At 57.7% G+C, this 23,128-nt stretch carries 26 protein-coding genes and 1 tRNA gene; 16 read left to right on the top strand and 11 right to left on the bottom strand.

What is annotated here, in order from left to right:
* Positions 1–53 precede the first annotated feature (53 nt).
* Entirely contained in the window at positions 54–392 is a 339-nt protein-coding gene (locus NR795_RS01110) for a hypothetical protein (protein ID WP_257756777.1), read from the top strand.
* Here the strand turns inward: NR795_RS01110 and NR795_RS01105 are convergent.
* Entirely contained in the window at positions 389–802 is a 414-nt protein-coding gene (locus tag NR795_RS01105; protein ID WP_257756776.1) for a VOC family protein, read from the bottom strand. The two genes, NR795_RS01110 and NR795_RS01105, sit on opposite strands and share 4 nt — an antisense overlap.
* Positions 803–957: 155 nt before the next feature.
* On the opposite strand from NR795_RS01105, the gene NR795_RS01100 reads away from it, so the two are divergent.
* Entirely contained in the window at positions 958–1,401 is a 444-nt protein-coding gene (locus NR795_RS01100) for a DUF943 family protein (RefSeq protein WP_257756774.1), read from the top strand.
* A gap of 115 nt (positions 1,402–1,516) precedes the next feature.
* Here the strand turns inward: NR795_RS01100 and NR795_RS01095 are convergent, their stop codons facing one another.
* Together NR795_RS01095 and NR795_RS01090 are read right to left on the bottom strand one after the other, a co-directional pair.
* Entirely contained in the window at positions 1,517–1,831 is a 315-nt protein-coding gene (locus NR795_RS01095) for a hypothetical protein (RefSeq protein WP_257756773.1), read from the bottom strand.
* Between the two features lie 76 nt (positions 1,832–1,907).
* Positions 1,908–1,984 (bottom strand) — tRNA-Arg (locus tag NR795_RS01090).
* 227 nt (positions 1,985–2,211) lie between these two features.
* Here NR795_RS01090 and folD point away from each other — a divergent pair.
* The 4 genes from folD (at position 2,212) to malI (ending at position 6,109) form a co-directional block, all read left to right on the top strand.
* Positions 2,212–3,078: a bifunctional methylenetetrahydrofolate dehydrogenase/methenyltetrahydrofolate cyclohydrolase FolD gene (gene folD / locus NR795_RS01085; RefSeq protein ID WP_144814165.1), complete on the top strand. Its 867-nt coding sequence runs from the start codon at positions 2,212–2,214 to the stop codon at positions 3,076–3,078.
* A gap of 1 nt (position 3,079) precedes the next feature.
* Positions 3,080–3,292 (top strand): ribosome-associated protein YbcJ, encoded by a 213-nt coding sequence (gene ybcJ, locus NR795_RS01080; protein WP_103821474.1) that lies wholly within the window; start codon positions 3,080–3,082, stop codon positions 3,290–3,292.
* Between the two features lie 210 nt (positions 3,293–3,502).
* Positions 3,503–5,002 (top strand): PTS transporter subunit EIIC, encoded by a 1,500-nt coding sequence (locus tag NR795_RS01075; protein ID WP_042391739.1) that lies wholly within the window; start codon positions 3,503–3,505, stop codon positions 5,000–5,002.
* A gap of 90 nt (positions 5,003–5,092) precedes the next feature.
* A complete protein-coding gene (malI, locus tag NR795_RS01070) occupies positions 5,093–6,109 on the top strand; it encodes a Mal regulon transcriptional regulator MalI (RefSeq protein WP_144814168.1) in 1,017 nt (338 codons plus the stop codon).
* A 53-nt stretch (positions 6,110–6,162) separates the two neighbouring features.
* On the opposite strand, the gene cysS is transcribed toward malI, so the two are convergent.
* Positions 6,163–7,548: a cysteine--tRNA ligase gene (cysS, locus tag NR795_RS01065; protein ID WP_257756772.1), complete on the bottom strand. Its 1,386-nt coding sequence runs from the start codon at positions 7,546–7,548 to the stop codon at positions 6,163–6,165.
* Between the two features lie 173 nt (positions 7,549–7,721).
* On the opposite strand from cysS, the gene ppiB reads away from it, so the two are divergent.
* The 5 genes from ppiB to mnmH all read left to right on the top strand — a co-directional run bounded on the left by ppiB (position 7,722) and on the right by mnmH (position 11,867).
* Complete coding sequence (gene ppiB / locus NR795_RS01060) at positions 7,722–8,216, top strand: peptidylprolyl isomerase B (protein ID WP_144814173.1); 495 nt, start codon at positions 7,722–7,724, stop codon at positions 8,214–8,216.
* Positions 8,217–8,218: 2 nt separating this feature from the next.
* Positions 8,219–8,941 carry a UDP-2,3-diacylglucosamine diphosphatase gene (gene lpxH, locus NR795_RS01055; RefSeq protein ID WP_144814176.1) on the top strand — a complete coding sequence of 241 codons (723 nt, stop codon included), beginning with the start codon at positions 8,219–8,221 and terminating at the stop codon, positions 8,939–8,941.
* A gap of 119 nt (positions 8,942–9,060) precedes the next feature.
* The gene (gene purE, locus NR795_RS01050) at positions 9,061–9,570 is read left to right on the top strand and encodes a 5-(carboxyamino)imidazole ribonucleotide mutase (RefSeq protein ID WP_144814179.1); all 510 of its coding nucleotides are present in this window, start codon (positions 9,061–9,063) and stop codon (positions 9,568–9,570) included.
* Positions 9,567–10,634, top strand: a complete 1,068-nt coding sequence (gene purK / locus NR795_RS01045; protein ID WP_257756770.1) for a 5-(carboxyamino)imidazole ribonucleotide synthase — start codon at positions 9,567–9,569, stop codon at positions 10,632–10,634. The genes purE and purK overlap by 4 nt, the downstream gene beginning before the upstream one ends.
* Before the next feature lie 159 nt (positions 10,635–10,793).
* A complete protein-coding gene (gene mnmH, locus NR795_RS01040; protein WP_257756768.1) occupies positions 10,794–11,867 on the top strand; it encodes a tRNA 2-selenouridine(34) synthase MnmH in 1,074 nt (357 codons plus the stop codon).
* On the opposite strand, the gene NR795_RS01035 is transcribed toward mnmH, so the two are convergent.
* The 6 genes from NR795_RS01035 to ybbA form a co-directional block, all read right to left on the bottom strand.
* Positions 11,868–12,527 carry a methionine ABC transporter permease gene (locus tag NR795_RS01035; RefSeq protein ID WP_144814189.1) on the bottom strand — a complete coding sequence of 220 codons (660 nt, stop codon included), beginning with the start codon at positions 12,525–12,527 and terminating at the stop codon, positions 11,868–11,870.
* On the bottom strand, positions 12,520–13,536 hold the full coding sequence (sfbB, locus tag NR795_RS01030) for a virulence-associated ABC transporter ATP-binding protein SfbB (RefSeq protein WP_257756767.1): 1,017 nt from the start codon (positions 13,534–13,536) through the stop codon (positions 12,520–12,522). The genes NR795_RS01035 and sfbB overlap by 8 nt, the downstream gene beginning before the upstream one ends.
* The gene (locus NR795_RS01025) at positions 13,529–14,350 is read right to left on the bottom strand and encodes a MetQ/NlpA family ABC transporter substrate-binding protein (protein ID WP_222889757.1); all 822 of its coding nucleotides are present in this window, start codon (positions 14,348–14,350) and stop codon (positions 13,529–13,531) included. Before NR795_RS01025 ends, sfbB begins: the two co-directional genes overlap by 8 nt.
* 186 nt (positions 14,351–14,536) lie before the next feature.
* The gene (locus NR795_RS01020) at positions 14,537–15,679 is read right to left on the bottom strand and encodes a porin (RefSeq protein WP_144814198.1); all 1,143 of its coding nucleotides are present in this window, start codon (positions 15,677–15,679) and stop codon (positions 14,537–14,539) included.
* A 181-nt stretch (positions 15,680–15,860) separates the two neighbouring features.
* Positions 15,861–18,275 carry a putative ABC transporter permease subunit YbbP gene (gene ybbP, locus NR795_RS01015; protein WP_257756764.1) on the bottom strand — a complete coding sequence of 805 codons (2,415 nt, stop codon included), beginning with the start codon at positions 18,273–18,275 and terminating at the stop codon, positions 15,861–15,863.
* Positions 18,272–18,958: a putative ABC transporter ATP-binding protein YbbA gene (ybbA, locus tag NR795_RS01010; RefSeq protein WP_144814204.1), complete on the bottom strand. Its 687-nt coding sequence runs from the start codon at positions 18,956–18,958 to the stop codon at positions 18,272–18,274. The genes ybbP and ybbA overlap by 4 nt, the downstream gene beginning before the upstream one ends.
* Here ybbA and tesA point away from each other — a divergent pair.
* The 5 genes from tesA to NR795_RS00985 are packed head-to-tail and all read left to right on the top strand — an operon-like array spanning position 18,929 to position 22,675.
* The gene (gene tesA / locus NR795_RS01005; protein WP_144814208.1) at positions 18,929–19,552 is read left to right on the top strand and encodes a multifunctional acyl-CoA thioesterase I/protease I/lysophospholipase L1; all 624 of its coding nucleotides are present in this window, start codon (positions 18,929–18,931) and stop codon (positions 19,550–19,552) included. The two genes, ybbA and tesA, sit on opposite strands and share 30 nt — an antisense overlap.
* A 41-nt stretch (positions 19,553–19,593) precedes the next feature.
* Entirely contained in the window at positions 19,594–20,364 is a 771-nt protein-coding gene (locus NR795_RS01000; RefSeq protein ID WP_257756762.1) for an SDR family oxidoreductase, read from the top strand.
* Between the two features lie 59 nt (positions 20,365–20,423).
* Entirely contained in the window at positions 20,424–21,278 is an 855-nt protein-coding gene (locus tag NR795_RS00995; RefSeq protein ID WP_257756761.1) for a co-chaperone YbbN, read from the top strand.
* Positions 21,279–21,308: 30 nt separating this feature from the next.
* On the top strand, positions 21,309–22,226 hold the full coding sequence (locus NR795_RS00990) for an SPFH domain-containing protein (protein ID WP_144814218.1): 918 nt from the start codon (positions 21,309–21,311) through the stop codon (positions 22,224–22,226).
* Entirely contained in the window at positions 22,223–22,675 is a 453-nt protein-coding gene (locus NR795_RS00985) for an NfeD family protein (protein WP_257756760.1), read from the top strand. Before NR795_RS00990 ends, NR795_RS00985 begins: the two co-directional genes overlap by 4 nt.
* Here the strand turns inward: NR795_RS00985 and cueR are convergent.
* The gene (gene cueR / locus NR795_RS00980) at positions 22,672–23,088 is read right to left on the bottom strand and encodes a Cu(I)-responsive transcriptional regulator (protein ID WP_257756759.1); all 417 of its coding nucleotides are present in this window, start codon (positions 23,086–23,088) and stop codon (positions 22,672–22,674) included. The genes NR795_RS00985 and cueR overlap by 4 nt on opposite strands.
* Positions 23,089–23,128: the final 40 nt, after the last annotated feature.

Raw genomic sequence — 23,128 nt, 5'->3', positions numbered from 1 at the left:
TAAGCAAAGGCGCTATACTATCGACTCAATTTTTTACGGCTGCCGTTACTGATATGAAAAGAGTTAAACCCCGCACTGTTATCCTGCTGGTTGCCATGGTTGCGCTGCTGGCCTGGTGGCTGGTTCCGCACTATAGCGATGAGGATAAGGCCTACTACGCTTCCGTACTCTGTTCGGTGAAAAGCAGCTCGCCTGAGGCGGAACTGACCGAGATGGAACAGATGATTGAGGGGGGTAATTCGGATTATGCGTTGAAGAAAACCCATTTCTCTTCATCGCTGGGCAAGGATATGCTTCACGCCTGGGAGCAGCTTAGTGCTGCCGAGAAGCAGCGCGCAATAGACGCGCCGGAGAGCTGTTCAAACCTGCTGCTGGCCAGGATGAACGGCTAGCCGAGGTACTGGCTGAAGCGCAGAAGATAGCCGTCAGGATCCTGCACCAGAAACTCCCGCTGGCACGCCTCCGTGTCGCCCGTGCTGTAGACGTTGTCGCGAAGGGGGCGATATAACGCAACGCCATTGGCCTGCAGGCGGGAGAGGATCGGATCGACATCATCCACTTCAATTTGAAAATTCACGCCGCGCCCCAGCGGCCGCACGAGTTCCGCCGTATTCCAGCCGCCGTCGTGGTACTGCTCAAGCATCAGCTGCGCCTCGCCCATACAAACGTAGGCAAACTCAGGATCGTGGCGGCTGATCATAACGGAAAAGCCGAGAACCTCGACGTAAAAATGCAGCGAGACAGGGAAATCCGTTACGGTCAGTTCAGGAACCATGCGGTTCCAGTAGGTTTGGTCGGTCATTGTTAGCGTCCGTACGTCTATTTAATGTCGTAAGTGATGAATAGAGGCAATAAAATCATTAACGAAGCCCCCACTATTGAACCTGATTCAAACAAGGTTTAGTCTTATCTTATAGTTCAAGGGGATACGACTTATAACAGGATAATGTAAAAACGATGCGATATGGAACCGCAATCTCAGCTGGCTTACTATTATTAGTAGCTGCCTATACTGCCTTCGTACTTTTTCTACCTACAAAGATTGTAGGCATTCATAGAGATGGTAGTTATATAGATGTCTTAGTTGAGAACTATCCCTATACCGATCAAGGTAAAATAACATGGTGGCAGAATAACAGCTCAATGATGAGAGAGTATTTTAACACTCCTTCCGCCTCGGGGAATGGTCAATACCATATTAGCTTTTGGGATTTCAATGAGGGTTACAAACCCATCGGTAAATACGATAGATTATGCTTCGAAGATTTTAAGGTGAATGCAAATTGCATCGATAAGAATAAGCTAATGGAGGTGGTCAGTAATAAAGATGGGCAGGTTAGTATATTAACAGATGAGCGCTATGAATTAGAAAATGGTCAGTTCATAAAAACCACAAAATAAAAGCTGAAAACTTTAACGCATTATGAAATTACCGAGGAAAAAGAATATCTACATATAAAGAATTAAAAACATACACCGATTCAATGGCAATCCATATACGCAAATAAGCAATAACTTATCTTTTACGCATGTAACGGAATGCTTTATAGCCTAACTTAAGCGGGGTGAGAAAATAAAATATCGGAGCAACTATCAGCATTGTTATTGAATAAGCAATGATAGTAACCTGATCTTTATACGCAACTGTATAGATCCAAACACCTGTCATGATTAAGACGAGTATCATAGCAGCAATAAATCTTATATTAAGCTCACTTAATAGCCCAGGATACGATGAACCCTCTTTTTCAATATAATGACGTAAAGTAGTAATATCTTTGCCCGTGAATCCGCTTTCATGCAGATTTTTTTCCATTTCGAAAGCATTCATATCGTCACCAAAACTGTGAGCTAAGCGCTATGACAAATCATTCAGTTTGAAGAAGGGTTAACGCCTTGAAGCTAGATGGCACGCCCTACAGGATTCGAACCTGTGACCTACGGCTTAGAAGGCCGTTGCTCTATCCAGCTGAGCTAAGGGCGCATTGCGCGAGATGCCCCACCTAAACGGTGGAAACGCCTGGGATTATACGGTCAACGCCCGTTGAGTCAATGGCTTTGGCGTCAGATGCTGGTGAAATGAGCATCGAGCCGCACTTTACGTCCCCTCGCCGTGCGAATAATGCAAACGTTAACTGACAGCGCGGCGCGCTTCTGACACACTATACACAATCCCCTCTCCTTCAATTTACAGATGGAATCTTCTCTCTGATGGTAGCAAAGATTATTGATGGTAAAACGATTGCGCAGCAGGTGCGCGCTGAGGTTGCGGAAAAAGTGAAGGCCCGCGTTGCGGCAGGATTTCGCGCCCCTGGGCTGGCCGTTGTGCTGGTGGGCAGCAACCCTGCGTCGCAGATCTACGTTGGCAGCAAACGCAAAGCCTGTGAAGAGGTGGGCTTTATCTCCCGCTCTTACGATCTGCCGGAAACCACCAGCGAAGCTGAACTGCTGGCCCTGATCGACACGCTTAACGCCGACGGTGAGATTGACGGCATTCTGGTTCAGCTGCCGCTGCCAGCAGGCATCGATAACGTGAAGGTGCTGGAGCGTATCGCGCCGGATAAAGACGTTGATGGTTTCCATCCCTACAACGTAGGCCGTCTGTGCCAGCGTGCGCCGCGTCTGCGTCCCTGTACCCCGCGTGGTATCGTGACCCTGCTGGAACGCTACAACATCGATACCTACGGCCTGAACGCCGTGGTGATTGGCGCATCCAATATCGTGGGCCGCCCGATGAGCATGGAGCTGCTGCTGGCAGGCTGCACCACCACCGTCACCCACCGCTTCACCAAAAACCTGCGCCAGCACGTTGAGAACGCCGATCTGCTGATCGTCGCCGTGGGCAAGCCGGGCTTTATTCCTGGGGAGTGGATCAAAGAGGGTGCGATCGTCATTGACGTGGGCATCAACCGTCTTGAGAGCGGCAAAGTGGTCGGCGACGTAGTATATGAAGACGCCGCCTCGCGTGCCGCCTATATCACCCCCGTTCCGGGCGGCGTAGGCCCGATGACCGTCGCAACGCTGATTCAGAATACGTTGCAGGCGTGCGAAGAGTATCACGACGTAAAGGAAGCATAAGATGGCAACGTTCTCTTTAGGTAAACATCCGCATGTTGAGCTGTGCGATCTGCTGAAGCTGGAAGGCTGGAGTGAAAGCGGTGCACAGGCGAAAAACTTTATTGCCGATGGCCTGGTCAGCGTCGATGGCGTGGTAGAAACTCGCAAGCGCTGCAAGATCGTGGCAGGACAAACGGTCACGTTTGACGGCCAAAGTATCACTGTAACTGATTAATCTCGCCTTAATGGCCCTTAATTCATAAGGGCCATTGCTCGATCCACGTCAAAGAATAACAAATTCGTCTGACTTCACAGCAGATTTCTGTTGCGGCCTGCCATGGCTTAAATCACGATAAGTAAAACGTTCTACTAAAACGTTCTACTTACAATTCTACTAACAACAATTACGCCATCACCAGGGTTTCTATAATTGGGGGAAAACCGCATGAGTCTGCTGTCGGGGTTCGTAAAATCGCTCTCGAAGTTATCAATGATTGGCCGCGCATTGATGCTGCCAATCTCACTGTTGCCTGCCGCAGGTTTGCTGCTGGCGTTTGGCGATAAGTTTCACCTGCCGCTGATGATGAACGCCGGTGGGGTTATCTTTGATAACCTGCCGCTGCTGTTTGCTATCGGCTCTGCGGTAGGCCTTGCGTCGGAGTCCGGTATTGCCGCGCTTTCGGCGGCGGTCTCGGTGTTTATCACTAACATGACCATCGGCACGGTGCTGTCGATTACCCCAGAGATGGCCTCCCAGGGCGGCAAGTATGCCATGGTGGTCGGCATTCCGACGTTGCAGATGGGCGTCTTTGGCGGCCTGATCTGCGGCATCCTGGCCGCATGGTGCTACAACCGCTTCCACACCATGCAGCTGCCGGAATTCCTCGGCTTCTTCTCTGGTAAACGCTTTGTGGCGATTGCCACCGCGTTCCTGTCGTTCCTGCTCGGCCTGCTGCTGCCCTACGTCTGGCAGCATATCCAGGCGGGTATCGATGCCCTCTCGGTGGTGGTGAACGGCGATAACCAGGCCGCGTCGACCTTTATCTTCGGGCTGGTGGAACGTGCGCTGATCCCGCTCGGTCTGCACCATATCTGGTATCCGTCGTTCTGGTACTCGTTTGGCGACTACACCACCCAGGCGGGCCAGGTTATTCACGGCGACCAGACCATCTGGTTCAAAATGCTGGAAGAAGGCGCTAAATCGTTCAGCAGCGACACCTACCAAAACGCCGGTAAGTTCATGCAGGGCGAGTTCCCGCTGATGCTGTTTGCCCTGCCTGCCGCCTGTCTGGCGATGTACCATGAGGCGCATACCCGTAACAAAAAGATCGCGTCCGGTATTCTCTTCTCTGCCGCGCTGACCTGCTTCCTGACCGGGATCACCGAGCCAGTTGAGTTTACCTTTATCTTCGTTGCGCCGGTGCTCTACGTCTTCAACGCCATCATGGCCGGGCTGTCGTATATGTGCATGTACCTGCTTCATGCGCACATCGCGAAATCCTTCTCGGCGGGCCTGATCGACTATATCTCGTTCGGTATTCTGCCGTCGTTTAACGGATACCAGACCAACTTCCTGAACGCGATTATCGTCGGCATCCCGATGGGGCTGATCTACTACTTCACCTTCCGCTTTGTGATCCGCCGCTTCGACGTGAAAACGCCGGGCCGTACCGAAGTGACCGCTAACGTTAACGATAAAACCGATGACGAGCTGGCGACCGAGATCGTGGCCCTGCTGGGTGGCGCGCAGAATATTAGCTCAGTGGGCTCGTGCATCACCCGCCTGCGCCTTGAAGTCGCGAAGAGCGAGCTGGTGGACAAAGACGGCCTGAACGGCGTCGGTGCACGCGGCGTGGTATTCGTTGGCGATAACGGTATTCAGGTCATTTTCGGCGCGCGTGCGCAGTTTATCGCCCAGACCATGTCGGGCATGATAGGCAAGTAACCTGACGCTGTTAAGGTGATAAGGTCTCCTGTATCGTACAGGAGACTTTTTCATCGTTGACTGCATAGCCGTTAAGTTCAGGGAGTGGATTTGAAGAAGGTTAGCATTATTGATGTCGCGAAACTGGCGGGCGTCTCCGTCTCCACCGTTTCGCTGGTGCTTCGCCAAAAAGGAAAAATATCGACCGCCACAATTGAAAAGGTGCAGCAGGCGATCGACGCGCTCGGCTACGTCCACAACGTGGCGGCAGCCAATCTCCGCGCCAATACCTCGAACCTGATTGGCCTGATCCTGCGTGACTTTAGCGATAGCTTCTCGGTGAAGGTGATGGCCAGCACCGTGCTGGAGCTGGAGAAACAAGGCTACATGGTCTTTCTCAGCCAGCCCCTCAACGATAGCGACAGCCTTGAACGCTGCCTGCTCTCGTTTAAGCAGCAGGGTGTGGCTGGCGTGATCTACCTCGCCTCCGATGCCACCACCTCTCGCCTGCCTACGCCGATCCGCACCTGCCCTCTGCCATTGGTTGTGGTATCGCAATCCCTGCTGGAGGAGGAGTGCAACCTGGTGATGCGCGATAATCGCCAGGCCGCCAGCCTCGCGACCCGCTACCTGATCGAGCGCGGCCACCGCAGCATCGCCTATATCGGCGGCGCGGAAAACAGCCTGATCCGCCAGCAACGGCTGGCCGGGTTTCGCAGCGCGCTGACCCAGTACGGGCTGGTCACCCGGGAGGAGTCGACGCCGGCCTGCATGGAGGGAACCCACGCCGCGAGCCATGCGACCCGGCAGCTGCTGGAGAAGAACAACACCATCACCGCCCTGCTCTGCCACTCGCCTGATGCGATGATCGGCTCACTCTCCGGCATTCACCATGTTGGACGTACGGTAGGGAAAGATGTGTTTCTGACGCAGCAGGTAGCGCTGGTCGGTTTCGAAGATATGCTGCACGTGAACTTAACGTCGCCCTCGTTCACCTACGTATCGTCGGCAAGCGAAGAGACCGGACGCCAGGCGGCATCGCTGATGATCCGCAAAATCAAAGAGCCGGATCTGCTGACCCAGCGCATTACCCTCTCAGGACAGCTGGTGACGCGCGAGTCAGCTTAACAGGGCATTGCCGGGTGGCGCTTCGCTTACCCGGCCTACAAAACCCGTGCGTTTTACTTCCGGCGCCAGGTGGTTCCCTGCGGGCCATCTTCCAGCACGATCCCCATCTCGTTCAGACGATCGCGTGCCGCATCTGCCGCTGCCCAATCTTTTGCTTTACGGGCATCAAGACGCTGCTGGATCAGAGCTTCAATCTCGGCTACTTCACCGTCGTCCGCCTGCGCACCGCTCTGCAGGAAAGCTTCCGGCTCCTGCTCCAGCAGGCCGAGCACAGCAGCCAGCTTGCGCAGATGGGATGCCATAGCGTTCGCCGCCTGCATATCTTCCCCCTTCAGACGGTTAACGTCGCGGGCCATGTCAAACAGCACCGAGTAGGCTTCCGGGGTGTTGAAGTCATCGTCCATCGCCTCAACAAAGCGCGCTTCAAAGGCGTCGCCGCCCGCCGCGGCAAAGGATTTGTCGGTGCCGCGCAGCGCGGTGTAGAGACGCTCGAGCGCCGAACGCGCCTGCTTGAGATTCTCTTCGCTGTAGTTGAGCTGGCTGCGGTAGTGACCGGACATCAGGAAGTAACGGATGGTCTCCGCATCGTAATACTTCAGCACGTCGCGCACGGTAAAGAAGTTGCCCAGCGACTTGGACATCTTCTCGCGGTCAACCATCACCATGCCGGAGTGCATCCAGTAGTTCACGTACTCGCCGTCGTGCGCGCAGGTGGACTGGGCAATTTCGTTTTCATGGTGGGGGAACATCAGATCCGATCCGCCGCCGTGAATGTCGAAATGGTGGCCCAGCTGCTTGCAGTTCATCGCCGAGCACTCGATGTGCCAGCCCGGACGCCCCTCGCCCCATGGTGACGGCCAGCTCGGTTCGCCCGGCTTGGACATCTTCCACAGCACGAAATCCATCGGGTTGCGTTTGATCTCGGCAACTTCGACGCGTGCCCCGGCCTGCAGCTGCTCCAGATCCTGGCGCGACAGCTTGCCGTAGTTAGGATCGGTGGGCACGGAGAACATCACGTCGCCGTTGTCAGCCACGTAGGCATGGCCGCGTTCGATCAGGCGCTCGGTGATCTCGATGATTTCGTGAATATGGTGGGTGGCGCGCGGCTCGCTGTCGGGACGCAGGATATTCAGGGCGTCGAAATCAGCGTGCATCTCGCCGATCATGCGATCCACCAGCGCGACAAAGCTCTCGCCATTTTCGTTAGCGCGTTTGATGATCTTGTCGTCGATATCGGTGATGTTACGCACGTACTTCAGCTCATAGCCGAGGAAACGCAGGTAGCGCGCGACCACGTCAAAGGAGACGAAGGTCCGGCCGTGGCCGATATGACAGAGATCGTAAACGGTGATACCACACACGTACATGCCAACCTTCCCGGCATGAATAGGTTTAAATTCCTCTTTTTGGCGCGTCAGGGTGTTATAAATTTTTAGCATCAAAGATTCCGTTGAGACGTGTGTGGAGAATGAACTCAGTATGATACCCATAATTGATAACCGAAGCAGCACCCTTTGCAAGGTGATCGAACCTTGCGGTTATGCTATAACAGGCGACTATACGTGACCCACAGCTGGGTCGATGCTCTACACTACCGGAACAGGATGCAAAAATGGTTACTTTCCACACTAATCACGGCGATATCGTAATCAAAACTTTCGATGACAAAGCGCCTGAAACTGTTAAGAACTTCCTGGACTACTGCCGCGAAGGTTTCTACAACAACACCATTTTCCACCGTGTTATCAACGGCTTTATGATCCAGGGCGGCGGCTTTGAGCCGGGCATGAATCAGAAAGCAACCAAAGACGCGATCAAAAACGAAGCGAACAACGGCCTGAAAAACACCCGTGGCACGCTGGCGATGGCCCGTACCCAGGCACCGCACTCTGCTACCGCCCAGTTCTTTATCAACGTGGCAGACAACGACTTCCTGAACTTCAGCGGTGAAAACATGCAGGGCTGGGGCTACTGCGTATTCGCCGAAGTGGTTGAAGGTATGGACGTAGTCGACAAAATCAAAGCGGTCTCTACCGGTCGTAGCGGCATGCACCAGGACGTTCCTAAAGAAGACGTGCTCATCGAAAACGTGACCGTCAGCGAGTAATCGTGGCGACGCTTTTCATCGCAGATCTCCATCTGTGTACAGAAGAACCGGCGATCACCGCCGGTTTTCTGCGTTTTCTGGCCGGTACGGCGCGGGAAGCCGATGCACTCTATATTCTTGGCGATCTCTTTGAAGCCTGGATTGGCGACGACGATCCTAATCCCCTGCATCAGCAGATCGCGGCCGCTCTCAAGGCGCTAAGCGACAGCGGCGTCCCCTGCTACTTTATTCACGGCAATCGTGACTTCCTGCTGGGCAAGCGCTTCGCTCGCGAGAGCGGCATGACCCTGCTGTCGGAAGAGGTGGTGCTCGACCTCTACGGTCGCCGGGTGCTGATTATGCACGGCGATACCCTCTGCACCGACGACGCGGGCTATCAGGCGTTTCGCGCGAAGGTTCACCAGCCCTGGCTGCAAACGCTGTTTCTCGCCCTGCCGCTGTTTATCCGCCATAAGGTGGCCGCGAAGATGCGCGCCGACAGCAAAGCGGCCAACAGCAGCAAATCGCTCACCATTATGGATGTGAACCAGCAGGCAGTGAGCCATGCGCTGGAACGCCATAAGGTACAGTGGCTTATCCATGGCCATACTCACCGCCCGGCAGTGCACGAGCTGACCGCCAACGGCGAACCGGCTTTTCGCTGCGTATTAGGGGCCTGGCATAGCGAAGGCTCGATGATCAAAGTTACCCCTCATCAGGTCGAACTTATCGCTTTTTCCTTTTAATGGCTTAGCCATTTTGCCCGCAATGTTAGCTGCGCAACCGTTTTCCTTGCGTTATTTCCATGCTATTCTCTGTGCCCTGTTACGCGCTATGCCGCACATCCACAGGAGTTTTTAGACGCATGTCTTCGAGCAATAATCCGGTACGTATCGCCATCGTGATGGGGTCCAAAAGTGACTGGGCAACCATGCAGTTCGCCGCTGAAGTCCTCGATATCCTGCATGTTCCCTACCATGTTGAAGTCGTTTCTGCCCACCGCACCCCGGATAAACTGTTCAGCTTCGCCGAAGGCGCAGAGCAGAATGGCTATCAGGTGATTATTGCTGGTGCAGGCGGCGCGGCGCATCTGCCGGGCATGATCGCAGCCAAAACCCTGGTGCCGGTGCTGGGTGTTCCGGTGCAGAGCGCGGCGCTCAGCGGGGTCGATAGCCTCTACTCTATCGTTCAGATGCCGCGCGGTATTCCCGTCGGAACGCTGGCGATTGGTAAAGCCGGAGCCGCCAACGCGGCGCTGCTGGCAGCGCAGATCCTTGCTACCCACGACCGGGATCTGCATCAGCGTCTGGCAGAGTGGCGTACAGCCCAGACCGACGACGTGCTGGATAATCCGGATCCGCGAGGTGCGGCATGAAGCAGGTATGCGTTCTCGGTAACGGCCAGCTAGGCCGAATGCTGCGTCAGGCGGGTGAGCCGCTAGGCATCGCCGTCTGGCCAGTGGGGCTGGACGACGAGCCGGAAGCTGTACCCTTTGCGCAGAGCGTGATCACCGCTGAGATTGAGCGCTGGCCGGAAACGGCGTTGACCCGCGAGCTGGCACGTCATCCGGCGTTTGTTAATCGCGACGTCTTTCCGATTATTGCCGACCGCCTTACCCAAAAGCAGCTCTTTGACCGTCTCTCACTGGCGACCGCGCCGTGGCAGCTGCTGGCCAGCGCCGACGAGTGGCCAGCGGTGTTTGACTCCCTGGGTGAGCTGGCGATTGTTAAGCGCCGGGTCGGCGGCTATGATGGCCGGGGCCAGTGGCGTCTGCGTGCCGGTGAAACCGAAACGCTGCCAGCGGAGTGCTACGGGGAGTGCATCGTCGAGCAGGGGATTAACTTTAGCGGCGAAGTGTCGCTGGTTGGCGCACGCGGCCACGACGGCAGCACCGTGTTCTATCCTCTGACCCATAACCTGCATCAGGACGGGATCCTGCGCACCAGCGTCGCTTTCCCGCTGGCCGACGCTGAGCAGCAGGCACAGGCCGAAGCGATGCTGGGCGCGATCATGGCAGAGCTGGGCTACGTCGGTGTGATGGCGATGGAGTGCTTTGTGACCCCTGGCGGCCTGCTGATTAACGAGCTGGCTCCGCGCGTACACAATAGCGGCCACTGGACGCAAAATGGCGCGTCGATCAGCCAGTTTGAACTGCACCTGCGCGCGATTACCGACCTGCCGCTGCCGAAGCCGGTAGTCAATGCCCCGTCGGTGATGATCAACCTGATTGGCAGCGATCTCAACTACGACTGGTTGAAGCTGCCGCTGGTGCATCTGCACTGGTACGACAAAGAGGTGCGCGCTGGCCGTAAAGTGGGACACCTGAATCTCAACGACAGCGATACCGACCGCCTGAGCGCAACCCTGGAAGCGATTATCCCGCTATTACCGCCGGAGTATGCCAGCGGTATCGCATGGGCGTGTGCGAAGCTCGGTTAAGCGTATCCGCATTTTTTGTCATGTACGCCGGGTAAGCGCAAGTGCAACCCGGTCGTACCGCTCCTCATACCCTTTTTTTGCTTCCACCGCACAAATGGGCGCGTAAAATAGCGCGATCTGACGTACAACGTTGCTCTTTGATGTGCAGAAGGAAGTCCCATGAGCGAAGGCATGGATTATTGCGCGATCCTCACCGCTGATACCCCCCTGCTGGATGTGCGTGCCCCGGTTGAATTTGCCCAAGGCGCAATGCCGTCGGCGATCAATCTCCCGTTGATGAACGACGAAGAGCGTGCGGCGGTCGGTACCTGCTATAAACGCCACGGCCCTGAGGCCGCGTTAAAGCTCGGGCATCAACTGGTGTCTGGCATCACGCGTGAACAGCGCATTCAATCATGGCGTAATGCCTGCCTGCATCATCCCGACGGCTATCTGTGTTGTGCCCGTGGCGGCCAACGTTCGCATATCACACAACAGTGGCTGCGCGAGGCAGGCATTGACTACCCGTTAATTCGCGGCGGCTATAAGGCACTACGTCAGGCGGCAATAACCGCGACGGAGCAGCGCGTCCAGCGTCCGCTGATCCTGATCGGCGGCTGCACCGGCAGCGGTAAAACCGATCTGGTGCGCCAGCATCCTGACGGCATCGATCTGGAAAATCTGGCCCACCATCGTGGATCGTCATTTGGTCGCACGCTGCAGCCACAGCTTTCGCAGGCAAGCTTTGAAAACGCGCTGGCGGTAGAACTGCTTAAACGCGACGCGGCGCGCCTGGTGCTGGAAGATGAAGGCCGAACGATCGGCGGCAACCATTTGCCGGGATGCCTGTATGCTCGCATGGTGGAGTCGCCTGTCGCAGTGGTGGACGATCCGTTTGACCTGCGCGTGGCGCGTCTGCATCACGACTACTTTGTGCGTATGCAGCGCGATTTTACCGCAGCGCATGGCGAGGAGGCGGGCTGGCGGTCCTATGCGGAATACCTGCACCACGGACTGTTCGCCATTCGTCGCCGTCTGGGATTGCAGCGTTTTGCCGAACTCAGCGCGCACCTTGATACCGCTCTGGCGATCCAGCAGCAGCGCGGCGATACCTGCGGCCATGATGCCTGGCTGGTGCCGTTACTGAAGGAGTATTACGATCCCATGTACCGCTATCAGTTAGAAAAGAGAGCCGCGAAGATTGTCTTTCGCGGCTCGTGGCAGGAGGTCAACGGCTGGTTGCAAAACGGTTAGTCAGCGGTGGCCTCGCTTGTCGGCGCGCTTCGCCAGCCAGTCCCCCAACACCTGGACAACCTGCACCAGAATGATCAGCGCCACGACGGTGACCACCATCACCTGCGTCTCATAGCGGTAGTAGCCGTAGCGGATCGCCAGATCCCCTACCCCGCCGCCGCCGACGATCCCCGCCATCGCGGAGTAGCCGATCAGGCTTACCAGAGTGATAGTCAAACCACGCAGCAGACCCGCGCTGGCCTCCGGCAGCAGCACGGTGCAGATGATACGCAGCGGGCTGGCACCAAAAGCTTCGGCGGCCTCAATGATCCCTTTATCCACCTCGCGCAACGCGCTGTCTACCAGCCGGGCATAGAAAGCGATGGCGGCAACCGAGAGCGGCACCGAGGCCGCAATCGGCCCGATGGTATTGCCAAGCAGGAACTGCGTGAGCGGCAGGAGCAGCACCAGCAGGATCACAAAAGGCACGGAGCGGATAATATTCACCAGCACGGAGCTAATGAGATACACCGCGCGGTTCTGCCAGAAGAGGTGCCGATCGGTGACGAAGATCAGAAAGCCAAGCGGCAGACCGCCGACGATAGCCAGCACCGTTGAGATGCTCAGCATCTGGAAAGTTTCGCCAAAAGCCAGGCTCAGATCGGCCAGTAAATCATCCACGAAGCACCTCCACCTGGGCTGTACGCTGACGGATATGGTCGACGGCGGCATCGACCGCAGCCGCGTTATCGGCGGCGGTTAAGCGCACCACCAGGATCCCCAGCGCCCGCTCGCCGAGATACTCAATTTTGCCATGCAGAATATTCACCGCCACGCCATACATCACTGCCACCTCAGAGAGCACTGGCTGCTCGGCGGAATCGCCGATGAACAGAATTTTCACCAGCTGCCCCGGCAGATCCCGCTGCAGCCGCTCTGGCAGAGTCAGGTTCAAGGTGTGTGAGACCAGCTGCTGGGTAAAGGGATGCTGCGGGTGGGCGAAGATATCAAACACCTCGCCCAGCTCAACCACCTTGCCGGCGGACATCACTGCCACCCGGTCGCAGATCGATTTGATCACGTTCATCTCATGGGTGATCAGTACGATGGTGATCCCTAACCGGACGTTGATCTCTTTCAGCAGGGCGAGGATCGTCGCGGAGGTCTCCAGATCCAGCGCCGAGGTCGGCTCGTCGCAGAGCAGCACGTCAGGATGATTAGCAATCGCGCGGGCGATACCCACCCGCTGCTTCTGCCCACCGCTCAGCTGCGCCGGAAAGCGGCCTGCTTTATCGGCAAGGCCCACCAGCTCCAGGATCTCTTTAACCCGGGGCGCAATCTCACCGCTGGCCCAGCCCGCAGCCTTCAGGCTGAACGCCACGTTCTGCGCCACGGTGCGGGTGTGCATTAGATTAAAGTGCTGGAAGATCATGCCGATGCGCTGCCGTGCCTTGCGCAGCGTGATGCCTTCCAGCGCCGAGATTACCACGCCGTTGACCTTCACCTCGCCCTGACTCGGGCGCTGGAGGGCATTCAGGGTGCGCAGCAGGGTACTTTTCCCTGCGCCGCTGGTGCCAACGATGCCAAAAATCTCCCCTGCCGTAATGTGCAGGCTGACATCGTCCACCGCCCGGGTCGTGGGCCCCTTGCCTGCGGGAAAATCAACGCAGACGTTATTTAGCTCAATCATGCATCCACTCTGGTTTCTGGAAGGCGTTGAAGATGTTCTTCGGATCGTCAATCACCGCCCGGTAGGCCGGAGACTGCACCGCAGCCACAATGTCTTTGGCGAACGGCTTATCGGCATCTTCGGTGCGCACCGCGATAACGTTTTTCAGGTTCTCGTCCAGCTGCTCCTGCTTGAGGGCGGAAGAGAGCTTCAGGCCAGCGGCAATAGCAAAGTTACCGTTTACCAGCGCGGCGCTGGCGCTATCCAGCGTACGCGGCAGCTGCGCTGCTTCCAGCGGTTTAAACACCAGCCCCTTCGGGTTGCTGGCAATATCGCGCTCGGAGGCTTTGGTCGGATCGATATTCTCTTTGATGGTAATCAGCTGCATCGCCTGAAGGAAACGCAGGCCGCGCGCCAGGTTAGTGGGATCGTTGGACAGGGTAACGATATCGCCCTTCTTCAGCTGATCGACGCTGGTAACCTTGTGGGAGTAGAGGCCCATGCCCGCCGTGGGAACGACAATCAGCTTCGTGAGCTTCAGCCCTTTATCGGCAGCGAACTTGTCTAAATAGAGCGAGTGCTGGAACAGGTTGGCATCGATGCTGCCGTTAGAGAGCGCCATGTTCGGCTGAACGTAGTCGCTAAACTCGCGCACCACGACCTTATAGCCCTTCTCCTTCAGCGAAGGGGCAATAGCCTGTTTGACCATATCGCCGTAGGGACCCGGCGCGACGCCGAAGGTGATGGTGTGCGGATCGCTGGCGTGGGCAAACGGTAGACCACAGGCCAAGAGCAGTGCAGCAACGCTGGCACGAAAGCTGAGACGACGTCCCATAGATTCTCCCAAAGTGTATTGTGTTTGCTGTATGACGCGCCGGACTAAGCAGCACGCTTTTTTGACAATTTATGCATAACGCAGACCGTTAAGATGGCATAAACCCGGCCCGGCGGTAATTGAAAAAATTTCATATAGATAGCTGTACCCCGGCAAACGCACGCGCCGCCGGGGACAAGATGCTTATTAGAAGTCGTAACGCAGACGCACCAGGTTCATATCACCCAGATCGTCAGTGCTAGAGGTAAAGACGTGCTCGTAATCAACGCGGAAACCGTAATCGAGTTGGAAGGTAACCCCAACCCCGTTATCGGTGCGCAGGTAGTCGCGGCCATTCAGGTATTCAATACGATCGCCCATCACGTAGGGCTGGACAGATTTAAGCGCATACTGGCCCACCGGGATTTTGTAACCCGCGAAGTACTCAATCCCCCACGCATCACCGGCGAAGTAGTGGTCGATAGAGACTTTTTTAGTGGTCATAAAGTTCTGATACCAGCCGCCACCCACGGAGAGGGTCCAGCGATCCGGCGACCAGCTTAGCGCCGTACCGACGATGTTTTGATCCCAGGTTTTGCTGTCGCTGTTATGCGGATTGTAGATTTTTGCCCGCGTGTAGTTCCATGCCGTACCCCAGGTGAGTTCGGAGGTCAGACGATAGTCGAGACCCAGCGCGCCGCCGCCGGTGCGCTCATAGCGCAGGCCGTTCATCGGGTTATAGTTGTCGTTAAACAGATAAGAGGCGTAGATATCCGCATCGCCCACGGTCTTCTTATACTTCAGCATTTTGCGTGAACGGTAGGAGCCATCATAATCGCCGTTGATACCGTTGCCCGGCGCCTGGCCAATCATGTCGTAATCCCAGATATCGGTTTTGGCCCCGATCACGTCGTAGTAAACGCTGTTCTGCTGGCCAAAGGTCAGCACGCCCCAGGTTTTACTTTTAAAGCCGGTATAGAGCATTCGGCGGCTGGTATCATCTGCCCCTTTGGCATAGTGATTATCCCAGTCAAAAACGGCCGGAATATTAACGCCCACTTCGTAGTAGTTGGTCCAGTTGATGTCATCAAACAGGTAGTAATCAGCCGCGAAACGGAAACGCGTACCGCCGTCAAAACCGTTACGTTTGTAAGAGCCTTTATCGCCATCGCCGGTCATGCTGTTGAACTGGGGACGAATGCTGCCGCCCACGGTAAAATTGAGGCGGCTCAGCGCATCACCTGCTGCCGGATCCTGCTTTACGAGGGTAATCTCTGCCTGAGTAGTAAACGAGGTTACTGCCACTGCTGCGCCGATCGTGATTGCCAGCGCTTTTATTTTTATAGCCATGAGACTATTTCCTTGATGAATAGACAGCTAACTATTTAGCAAGCAAATAATATCGTTTATTAATGTAGGGGTGTTGCGCCTTTTTTGCGGTTTTGTGCTGCTAAAACATCAAGTTGATGAATAATTATAGGGGGAAAAAGTTGCGCACCGGAATAAATCACGGCGCGCATAAAAGAGTAAATTACCCTGCAAACTGGCGGAACAGCGCTTTCCCTTTCAGTAACCGGGTGCCCAGCCAGCCGCCGCAGATCGAGAGCAGCAGCGCGCCGCAGAGCGGTAACGTCAGCCACAGCCGCCAGTCGGGCTGCCACGGGAAATCAAACACCCGCGTCTGCAATACCGCCAGCGCCGTCTCCGCGCCGATGGCCGCTACCAGCCCGGCGACAAAGCCCAGCAGCGCAAACTCGCACCACAGCGTCGTGCGTAGCAGACGTTTGCTCGCCCCCAGCGTACGGTAGACTACCAGCTCCTGATGCCGCTGGCGCATGCCAACCTGCACCTGAGCCAGCAGCAGCAGAATGCCGCAGAGCGTTACCAGTACCACCATCACCTCCAGCGCCCGGCTCACCTGCCCCAGTACCTGGCCGACCTGCTTTAAGATCGCCCCGATATCCAGCAGGCTCACCGTGGGAAACGCCCGGTTAAGCTGGGTCAGCATGCCGTTGCCGTTCTCCCAGCGGAAGCTGGTCAGCCAGCTCTGGGGCTGGTTATCCAGCGCGCCGGGCGGGAAGATGAAGAAGAAGTTCGGCCGCAGGCTCTCCCAGTCCACCTTACGCAGGCTGGTCACTTTGGCCGTGAAGTCCTGGGTATCGCCCATAAAGGTGACGCTATCTCCCAGGCGAATATTGAGTCGCTCCGCCAGCCCCTGCTCCATTGATACCTCTCCCGCCTTCGGCGGCCAGCTGCCTGCGGTGAGCGGATTGTGATCCGGCTGAGTCGCCTGCCAGGTGAGGTTCAGCTCCCGGTTCAGCGCCTCGTCCGTGTTCCCCTCGGTGGTCTGGCCGTTAATCTGGGTCAGGCGCGCCCGCACGATGGGATAGAACGACTCCGGAACGATCTGGTGCTCGGCAAGAAACGTCTTCAGCGGCGTCACCTGCTCGGGAGCGATATTGATCAGGAAGTAGTTGGGACTTTCGGCAGGCAGCTGCTGCTGCCAGCGATCGAGCAGATCGCCACGCAGCACCAGCAGCATCGCCAGCAGCATGAACGACAGAGAGAACGCTGAGAGCTGGCTCAGGGTCGACCAGGGCTGACGCAGCAGCCGGTTGACCGCCAGCCGCAGCGCCAGCGACTTTAGGGTCAGCCGCTTGAGGACGTTGAGCAGCATCCAGCCCACCAGCCCGCAGAGCAGAGCCAGCACCACCGCGCCCGCCAATACGGCCCACAGCAGCATACTGCCGCCCATCAGCCAGGCCAGCAGCGCAATCGCCACGGCGGCAACAATCGGCAGATAGAGCTTAAGGGGCCAGACGTTAGCCACCGCATCACGACGCAGGACGCGGATCGGCGCGGTCGCCAGCAGCAGACGATAGGGCCGCAGCCCCACCAGCAGGGAGATGACCAGCATCGCTCCCGTCGCCCATAGCCACGGCCAGAGGCTGGCAGGCGGCAGCGCAGCGGGCAGCACCGGCTTGAGAAGGATCATCAGCACCTGCTCAAACAGCAGGCCGATAGCTCCCCCGGTGACGGTGGCAAGGGCCAGCACCAGCAGCCACTGGCCGACAATCAGCCTTTGCAGCTGAGCGCGCCCTGCCCCCAGCGTTTTCAGGATCGCCACCAGATCGTAGCGGCTTCGGCAGTAGTGATTCATCGCCACCGCCACGGCGGCGATCGCCAGCAGCAGGGTCAGCAGGGCCGAAAGCAGCAGGAACTGCTGCGAGCGCTCAAGCGATTTCCCCAGCGCACCCTCATCCTGCTCCAGGCCATACCAGCGCTGCTCCGGCTTAAGCTGCGGCAGGAGCCATTTTTCATAATCTTCAAGCTGCTGCGGCGTGCCGCCAAACTTAATGCGCCACATCACGCGACTGCCGGGCTGGACTGCGTCGGTCGCCGCCACGTCGGCAATGTTCATCATCAGGCGGGGAGCCATCTGGAAGGGGTTAAACCCGGCGTCCGGCTCCTGCACCACCTCGCCCGCAATCCGCAGCCGGGCATCGCCCACGTCAATATAGTCGCCGGTTTTTAGCTCCAGCAGTGCCATCAGGCGCGGGGCGAGCAGCACCGTTCCCTGTTGCGGCTTGAGGCCCGGCGGATTGGTTTGCAGCTCGCCGTACATGGGATAAACAGCGTCCACCGCCTTGACGTTAGCCAGCTGCGGCGTATCGCCAGCAAAGGTCATGGTTGCGAAGGTAAGCTGCTCTCCCACCTTCAGACCTCGCTTGCGCGCCTCCTCCAGCCACGCCGGGGGAATTTCGCGCGAGCTGCGCAACGCCCGATCGCCCGCCATAAAGTCGCGGCTCTGCTGACTCAGGCCCTTCTCCATGCGATCGCTGATGTTGCCCAGCGCCAGCACACAGGCCACGGCCAGGCTGAGGGCCAGCCAGACGATCAGCAGCGACGGCGAACGCCATTCGCGCCAGAACCAGCGGGCAATCATGCTTCCTCCCGCAGTTCGCCGTTGACCAGCCGCAGACGACGGTCGCAGCGGGCCGCCAGCTGCGGATCGTGCGTGACCAGAATCAGCGTGGTGCCATACTGCTGGTTCATCGAGAAGAGCAGATCGGCGATCTTATCTCCGGTCTGGCGATCGAGGTTGCCGGTGGGCTCATCGGCAAACAGCACGCCGGGACGACCGTTGAAGGCGCGGGCCAGCGCCACGCGCTGCTGCTCGCCGCCGGAGAGCTGGGCGGGAAGATGATCCAGCCGCTTGCCAAGACCAAGCTCGGTCAGCAGCGTTTTGGCGTTCTCCCGGCTCTGGCGACCGTTCTCACCGCGCAGCAGCGCCGGTAGCTCGACGTTCTCCAGCGCGTTTAGGGTGGGGATCAGCATAAAAGACTGGAAGACAAAGCCGACGTTTTGCGCCCGCAGCGCCGCCCGCGCCTCTTCATCCATGTTGTGCAGAGGCTGACCCAGCAGGTTGACCTCGCCGCTGCTGCCGTCGTCCAGCCCGGCGAGGATCGCCAGCAGAGTGGACTTGCCGGAACCCGACTCGCCGATCAGGGCAATCGTCTGCGCCGGTTTGACAACCAGCTCAACTCCGGTGAGGATGGAAAGCTCATGTTCCCCCTGACCGACGGACTTCTTAAGATAATGAACTTCAACAATGTTTTCCGCTGGCATTTGCCCTTCCTGTTTATGCTTCTGTTTACCTTCCGTGCCGCAGCCGCTGACACGCTGTTGGTTCTCGGTGACAGCCTGAGCGCCGGGTACCGTATGGCGGCCAATTCGGCATGGCCTGCGCTGCTTAACGCTAAGTGGCAGCAGACGCCGTCGGTGGTTAATGCCAGTATAAGCGGCGATACTTCGCAGCAGGGGCTTTCTCGCCTGCCCGCGCTGCTGAAACAGCATCAGCCGCGCTGGGTGCTGGTGGAACTCGGGGGCAACGACGGCCTGCGGGGCTTTGCACCCCAGCAGACTGAGCAGACCCTGCGTAAAATATTACAGAACATTAAGGACGCCAACGCGCAGCCGCTGCTGATGCAGATCCGCCTGCCGCCCAACTTTGGCCGTCGCTATACCGAGACTTTCAGTGCCATCTACCCTGCGCTGGCGAAAGAGTTTAACGTGCCGCTGCTCCCCTTCTTTATGGAGGAGGTCTACCTCAAGCCACAGTGGATGCAGGACGATGGTATTCACCCTAATCTGGATGCCCAGCCGTTTATCGCCGACTGGATGGCCACGCGCCTCGCGCCTTTAGTTAACCATGACAGTTAACCATGACTCATAAATAATCGGGGACGCCTACGGGTAAAGTTATGCAAAAATCGGTCTTAATAACAGGATGTTCCAGCGGAATCGGTCTGGAAGCAGCGGTAGAGCTAAAGCGCCAGGGTTTTCATATCCTCGCCGCCTGCCGCAAGCCTGATGACGTCTCACGCATGAACGGGATGGGCTTTACCGGCATCCTGCTGGATCTCGACTCACCGGAGAGCGTCGATCGCGCCGCCGATGAGATTATTGCGCGGACCGACAACCGCCTCTACGGCATCTTTAATAACGCGGGCTACGGGGTCTACGGCCCGCTGGCCACCATCAGCCGCCAACAGATGGAGCAGCAGTTCTCCGCCAACTTCTTTGGCGCACATCAGCTGACCGTCCGCCTGCTGCCGGCGATGATCCCCCACGGCGAGGGGCGAATTGTCATGACCTCCTCGGTGATGGGGCTGATCTCAACGGCGGGCCGCGGGGCCTATGCGGCGAGTAAATATGCCCTTGAGGCGTGGTCGGATGCTCTGCGCATGGAGCTGCGCCACAGCGGCATTCAGGTGAGCCTGATCGAACCGGGTCCCATCCGCACGCGCTTTACCAAAAACGTCAACCAAACCCAGCAGGATCACCCGGTAGAAAATCCTGGCATTGCCGCACGGTTTACCCTCGGCCCGGAGGCGGTGGTGGCAAAAGTGCGCCATGCTTTTGAGAGCAAGCGTCCAAAGCTGCGCTATCCGGTGACGCTGATCACCCATGCCGTCTGCTGGTTGAAGCGCCTGCTGCCGGGGCGGGCGATGGATAAAATTTTGCGCGGATGAGTTGAAGGCCCCGCCTCTCAACCCCATGTAAAGATAAACGTGAAAACAGAGAATTAGCCATGTCCGTACAGAATATTGTCACTATTACCGAAGCGAACCTCCAACAGACGCTAGAGCAGTCGGTCAAGATCCCGGTGCTCTTCTACTTCTGGTCCGAACGCAGCCAGCACTGCCTGCAGCTGACCCCGGTGCTGGAGTCGCTGGCCGCGCAGTATAGCGGGCAGTTTATTCTGGCGAAGGTAGACTGCGACGCCGAGCAGATGGTGGCTTCGCAGTTTGGCCTGCGGGCGATCCCGACCGTCTATCTGTTCCAGAACGGCCAGCCGGTGGACGGCTTCCAGGGCCCGCAGCCGGAAGAGGCGATCCGCGCCCTGCTGGAGAAGGTTCTGCCCCGCCCCGAGGAGCTGAAAGCCCAGCAGGCGATGGCGCTGATTCAGGAAGGCAACTATGCCGAGGCGCTGCCGCTGGCGAAAGAGGCCTGGCAACTGTCGAATCAGAACGGCGAGTTTGGTCTGCTGCTGGCCGAGACGCTGATCGTCCTTAACCGTGCCGATGAAGCGGAAGCGGTGCTGAAAACTATTCCGCTGCAGGATCAGGATACCCGCTATCAGGGCCTCGTGGCGCAGATCGAGCTGCTGAAAAAAGCCGCTGACACCCCGGAGATCCAGCTCCTGCAACAGCAGGCCGAACTCTCCCCGGAGAATGCCGAGCTGGCGACACAGCTGGCGCTGCAGCTGCATCAGGTTGGACGTAACGAAGAGGCGCTGGAGCTGCTGTTTAGCCACCTGCGCAAAGATCTCTCCGCTGCCAACGGCGAAGCGCGTAAGATGCTGCAGGAGATCCTTGCCGCGCTGGGTACCGGGGACGCGCTGGCCACGTCCTATCGCCGCAAGCTCTATTCACTGCTTTATTGATTAACCGCTATGGCGGCAGGGAGGGTGTAAATGCTTATCGTGATCCCGGTACTTATTTTCGTCGCGCTGGTGATTGTCGGCGCAGGCGTGAAGATTGTGCCGCAGGGCTATCAATGGACCGTGGAACGCTTCGGCCGTTATACCAAATCGTTACAGCCAGGCCTGAGCCTGGTTGTGCCGTTTATGGATCGGATTGGCCGCAAAATCAATATGATGGAACAGGTGTTGGATATCCCTTCACAGGAGGTGATCTCCAAGGATAACGCCAACGTCACCATCGATGCGGTGTGCTTTATCCAGGTAATCGACGCCCCGAAAGCGGCCTACGAGGTGAGCAATCTCGAGCTGGCCATCATTAACCTGACGATGACCAACATCCGTACCGTTTTAGGGTCGATGGAGCTGGACGAGATGCTCTCCCAGCGCGATAACATCAACACTCGTCTGCTGCACATCGTTGATGAGGCCACCAACCCCTGGGGCATCAAGGTGACGCGCATTGAGATCCGCGACGTGCGCCCGCCTGCCGAGCTTATCTCCTCCATGAACGCCCAGATGAAGGCCGAGCGAACCAAGCGCGCCTACATTCTGGAAGCGGAAGGGATCCGCCAGGCGCAGATCGTCAAGGCCGAGGGGGAGAAGCAGTCGAAGATCCTCAAGGCCGAAGGTGAGCGGCAATCGGCGTTTTTGCAGGCCGAAGCGCGTGAGCGTTCGGCAGAAGCAGAAGCCCGTGCGACCCAGATGGTTTCCGAGGCGATTGCCGCCGGGGATATTCAGGCGGTGAACTATTTTATCGCGCAAAAATACACCGAGGCGCTACAGCACATTGGCTCATCGACCAACAGCAAAGTGGTACTGATGCCGCTGGAGGCCAGCAGTCTGATGGGTTCTATCGCTGGGATCGCCGAGCTGGTGAAAGAGAGCGCCAGCGAACGGAAAAGCGTATGATCGACAGCCTGCTTCAGCACCCTCACCTCCTCTGGCTAAGCCTCGGCGGCCTGTTGCTGGCAGCCGAGATGCTGGGCGGCAACGGCTATCTGCTGTGGAGCGGCGTGGCGGCGGTGGTAACAGGCTTGCTGGTCTGGCTGCTGCCATTCAGCTGGGAGTGGCAAGGGGCGCTGTTTGCCCTGCTCACCCTGCTGGCAGCATGGCTGTGGTGGCGCTGGCTGGCCCGCCGGGTGCGCGAGCAGAAGCCTGCTGACGCGGCGCTTAACCAGCGCGGTGTTCAGCTGGTGGGCAAACACTTTACCCTCGACACGGCTCTGGTCAACGGCCGCGGTCATATGCGCGTCGGCGACAGCACCTGGCCGGTGAGCGCTGACGACGATCTGCCCGCCGGGACGCCGGTGGAAGTGGTGGCGGTTGAGGGCATTACTCTGCGCATCAAAGCGCGCTAGCTCTCCTTAGCCGAATGCCGATGGCAGCAGCCGGAGAGGTTATCGATAATCGGGCAGTCGGCACTGTCGTCGCCCGGACAGGCGTTCGCTAAATCCAGCAGCTGGTCGCGCATCGCCTGTAGCTCGGCAATGTGGCGCTCAATCTCCGCCACCTTTTGTAACGTATAGGCTTTCACGTCGGCGCTGTGTCGGGCCGGATCGTTAAACAGGGTGACCAGCTCGCCGCACTCCTCCAGATTAAACCCCACCAGCCGCGCCTGGCGTAGCAGGGTCAGCTCATCCAGATGCTGCTGCGTGTAGCTGCGATAGCCGTTTTCGCTGCGCAGCGGCGGCGTCACCAGCCCCTTCTCTTCATAAAAGCGGATCGCCTTGCTGGTTAAACCTGTCTTTTTTGCTACATCGCTGATGTTCATGGTTGCCCCCTGACCTTCCCCTTAATGGAAGGTTTACGTT

The sequence above is a fragment of the Pseudescherichia sp. L3 genome (genome assembly GCF_024656065.1).
In the GTDB taxonomy this organism is placed as follows: domain Bacteria; phylum Pseudomonadota; class Gammaproteobacteria; order Enterobacterales; family Enterobacteriaceae; genus Pseudescherichia.
This window is presented reverse-complemented; position numbering and strand designations above follow the sequence as displayed.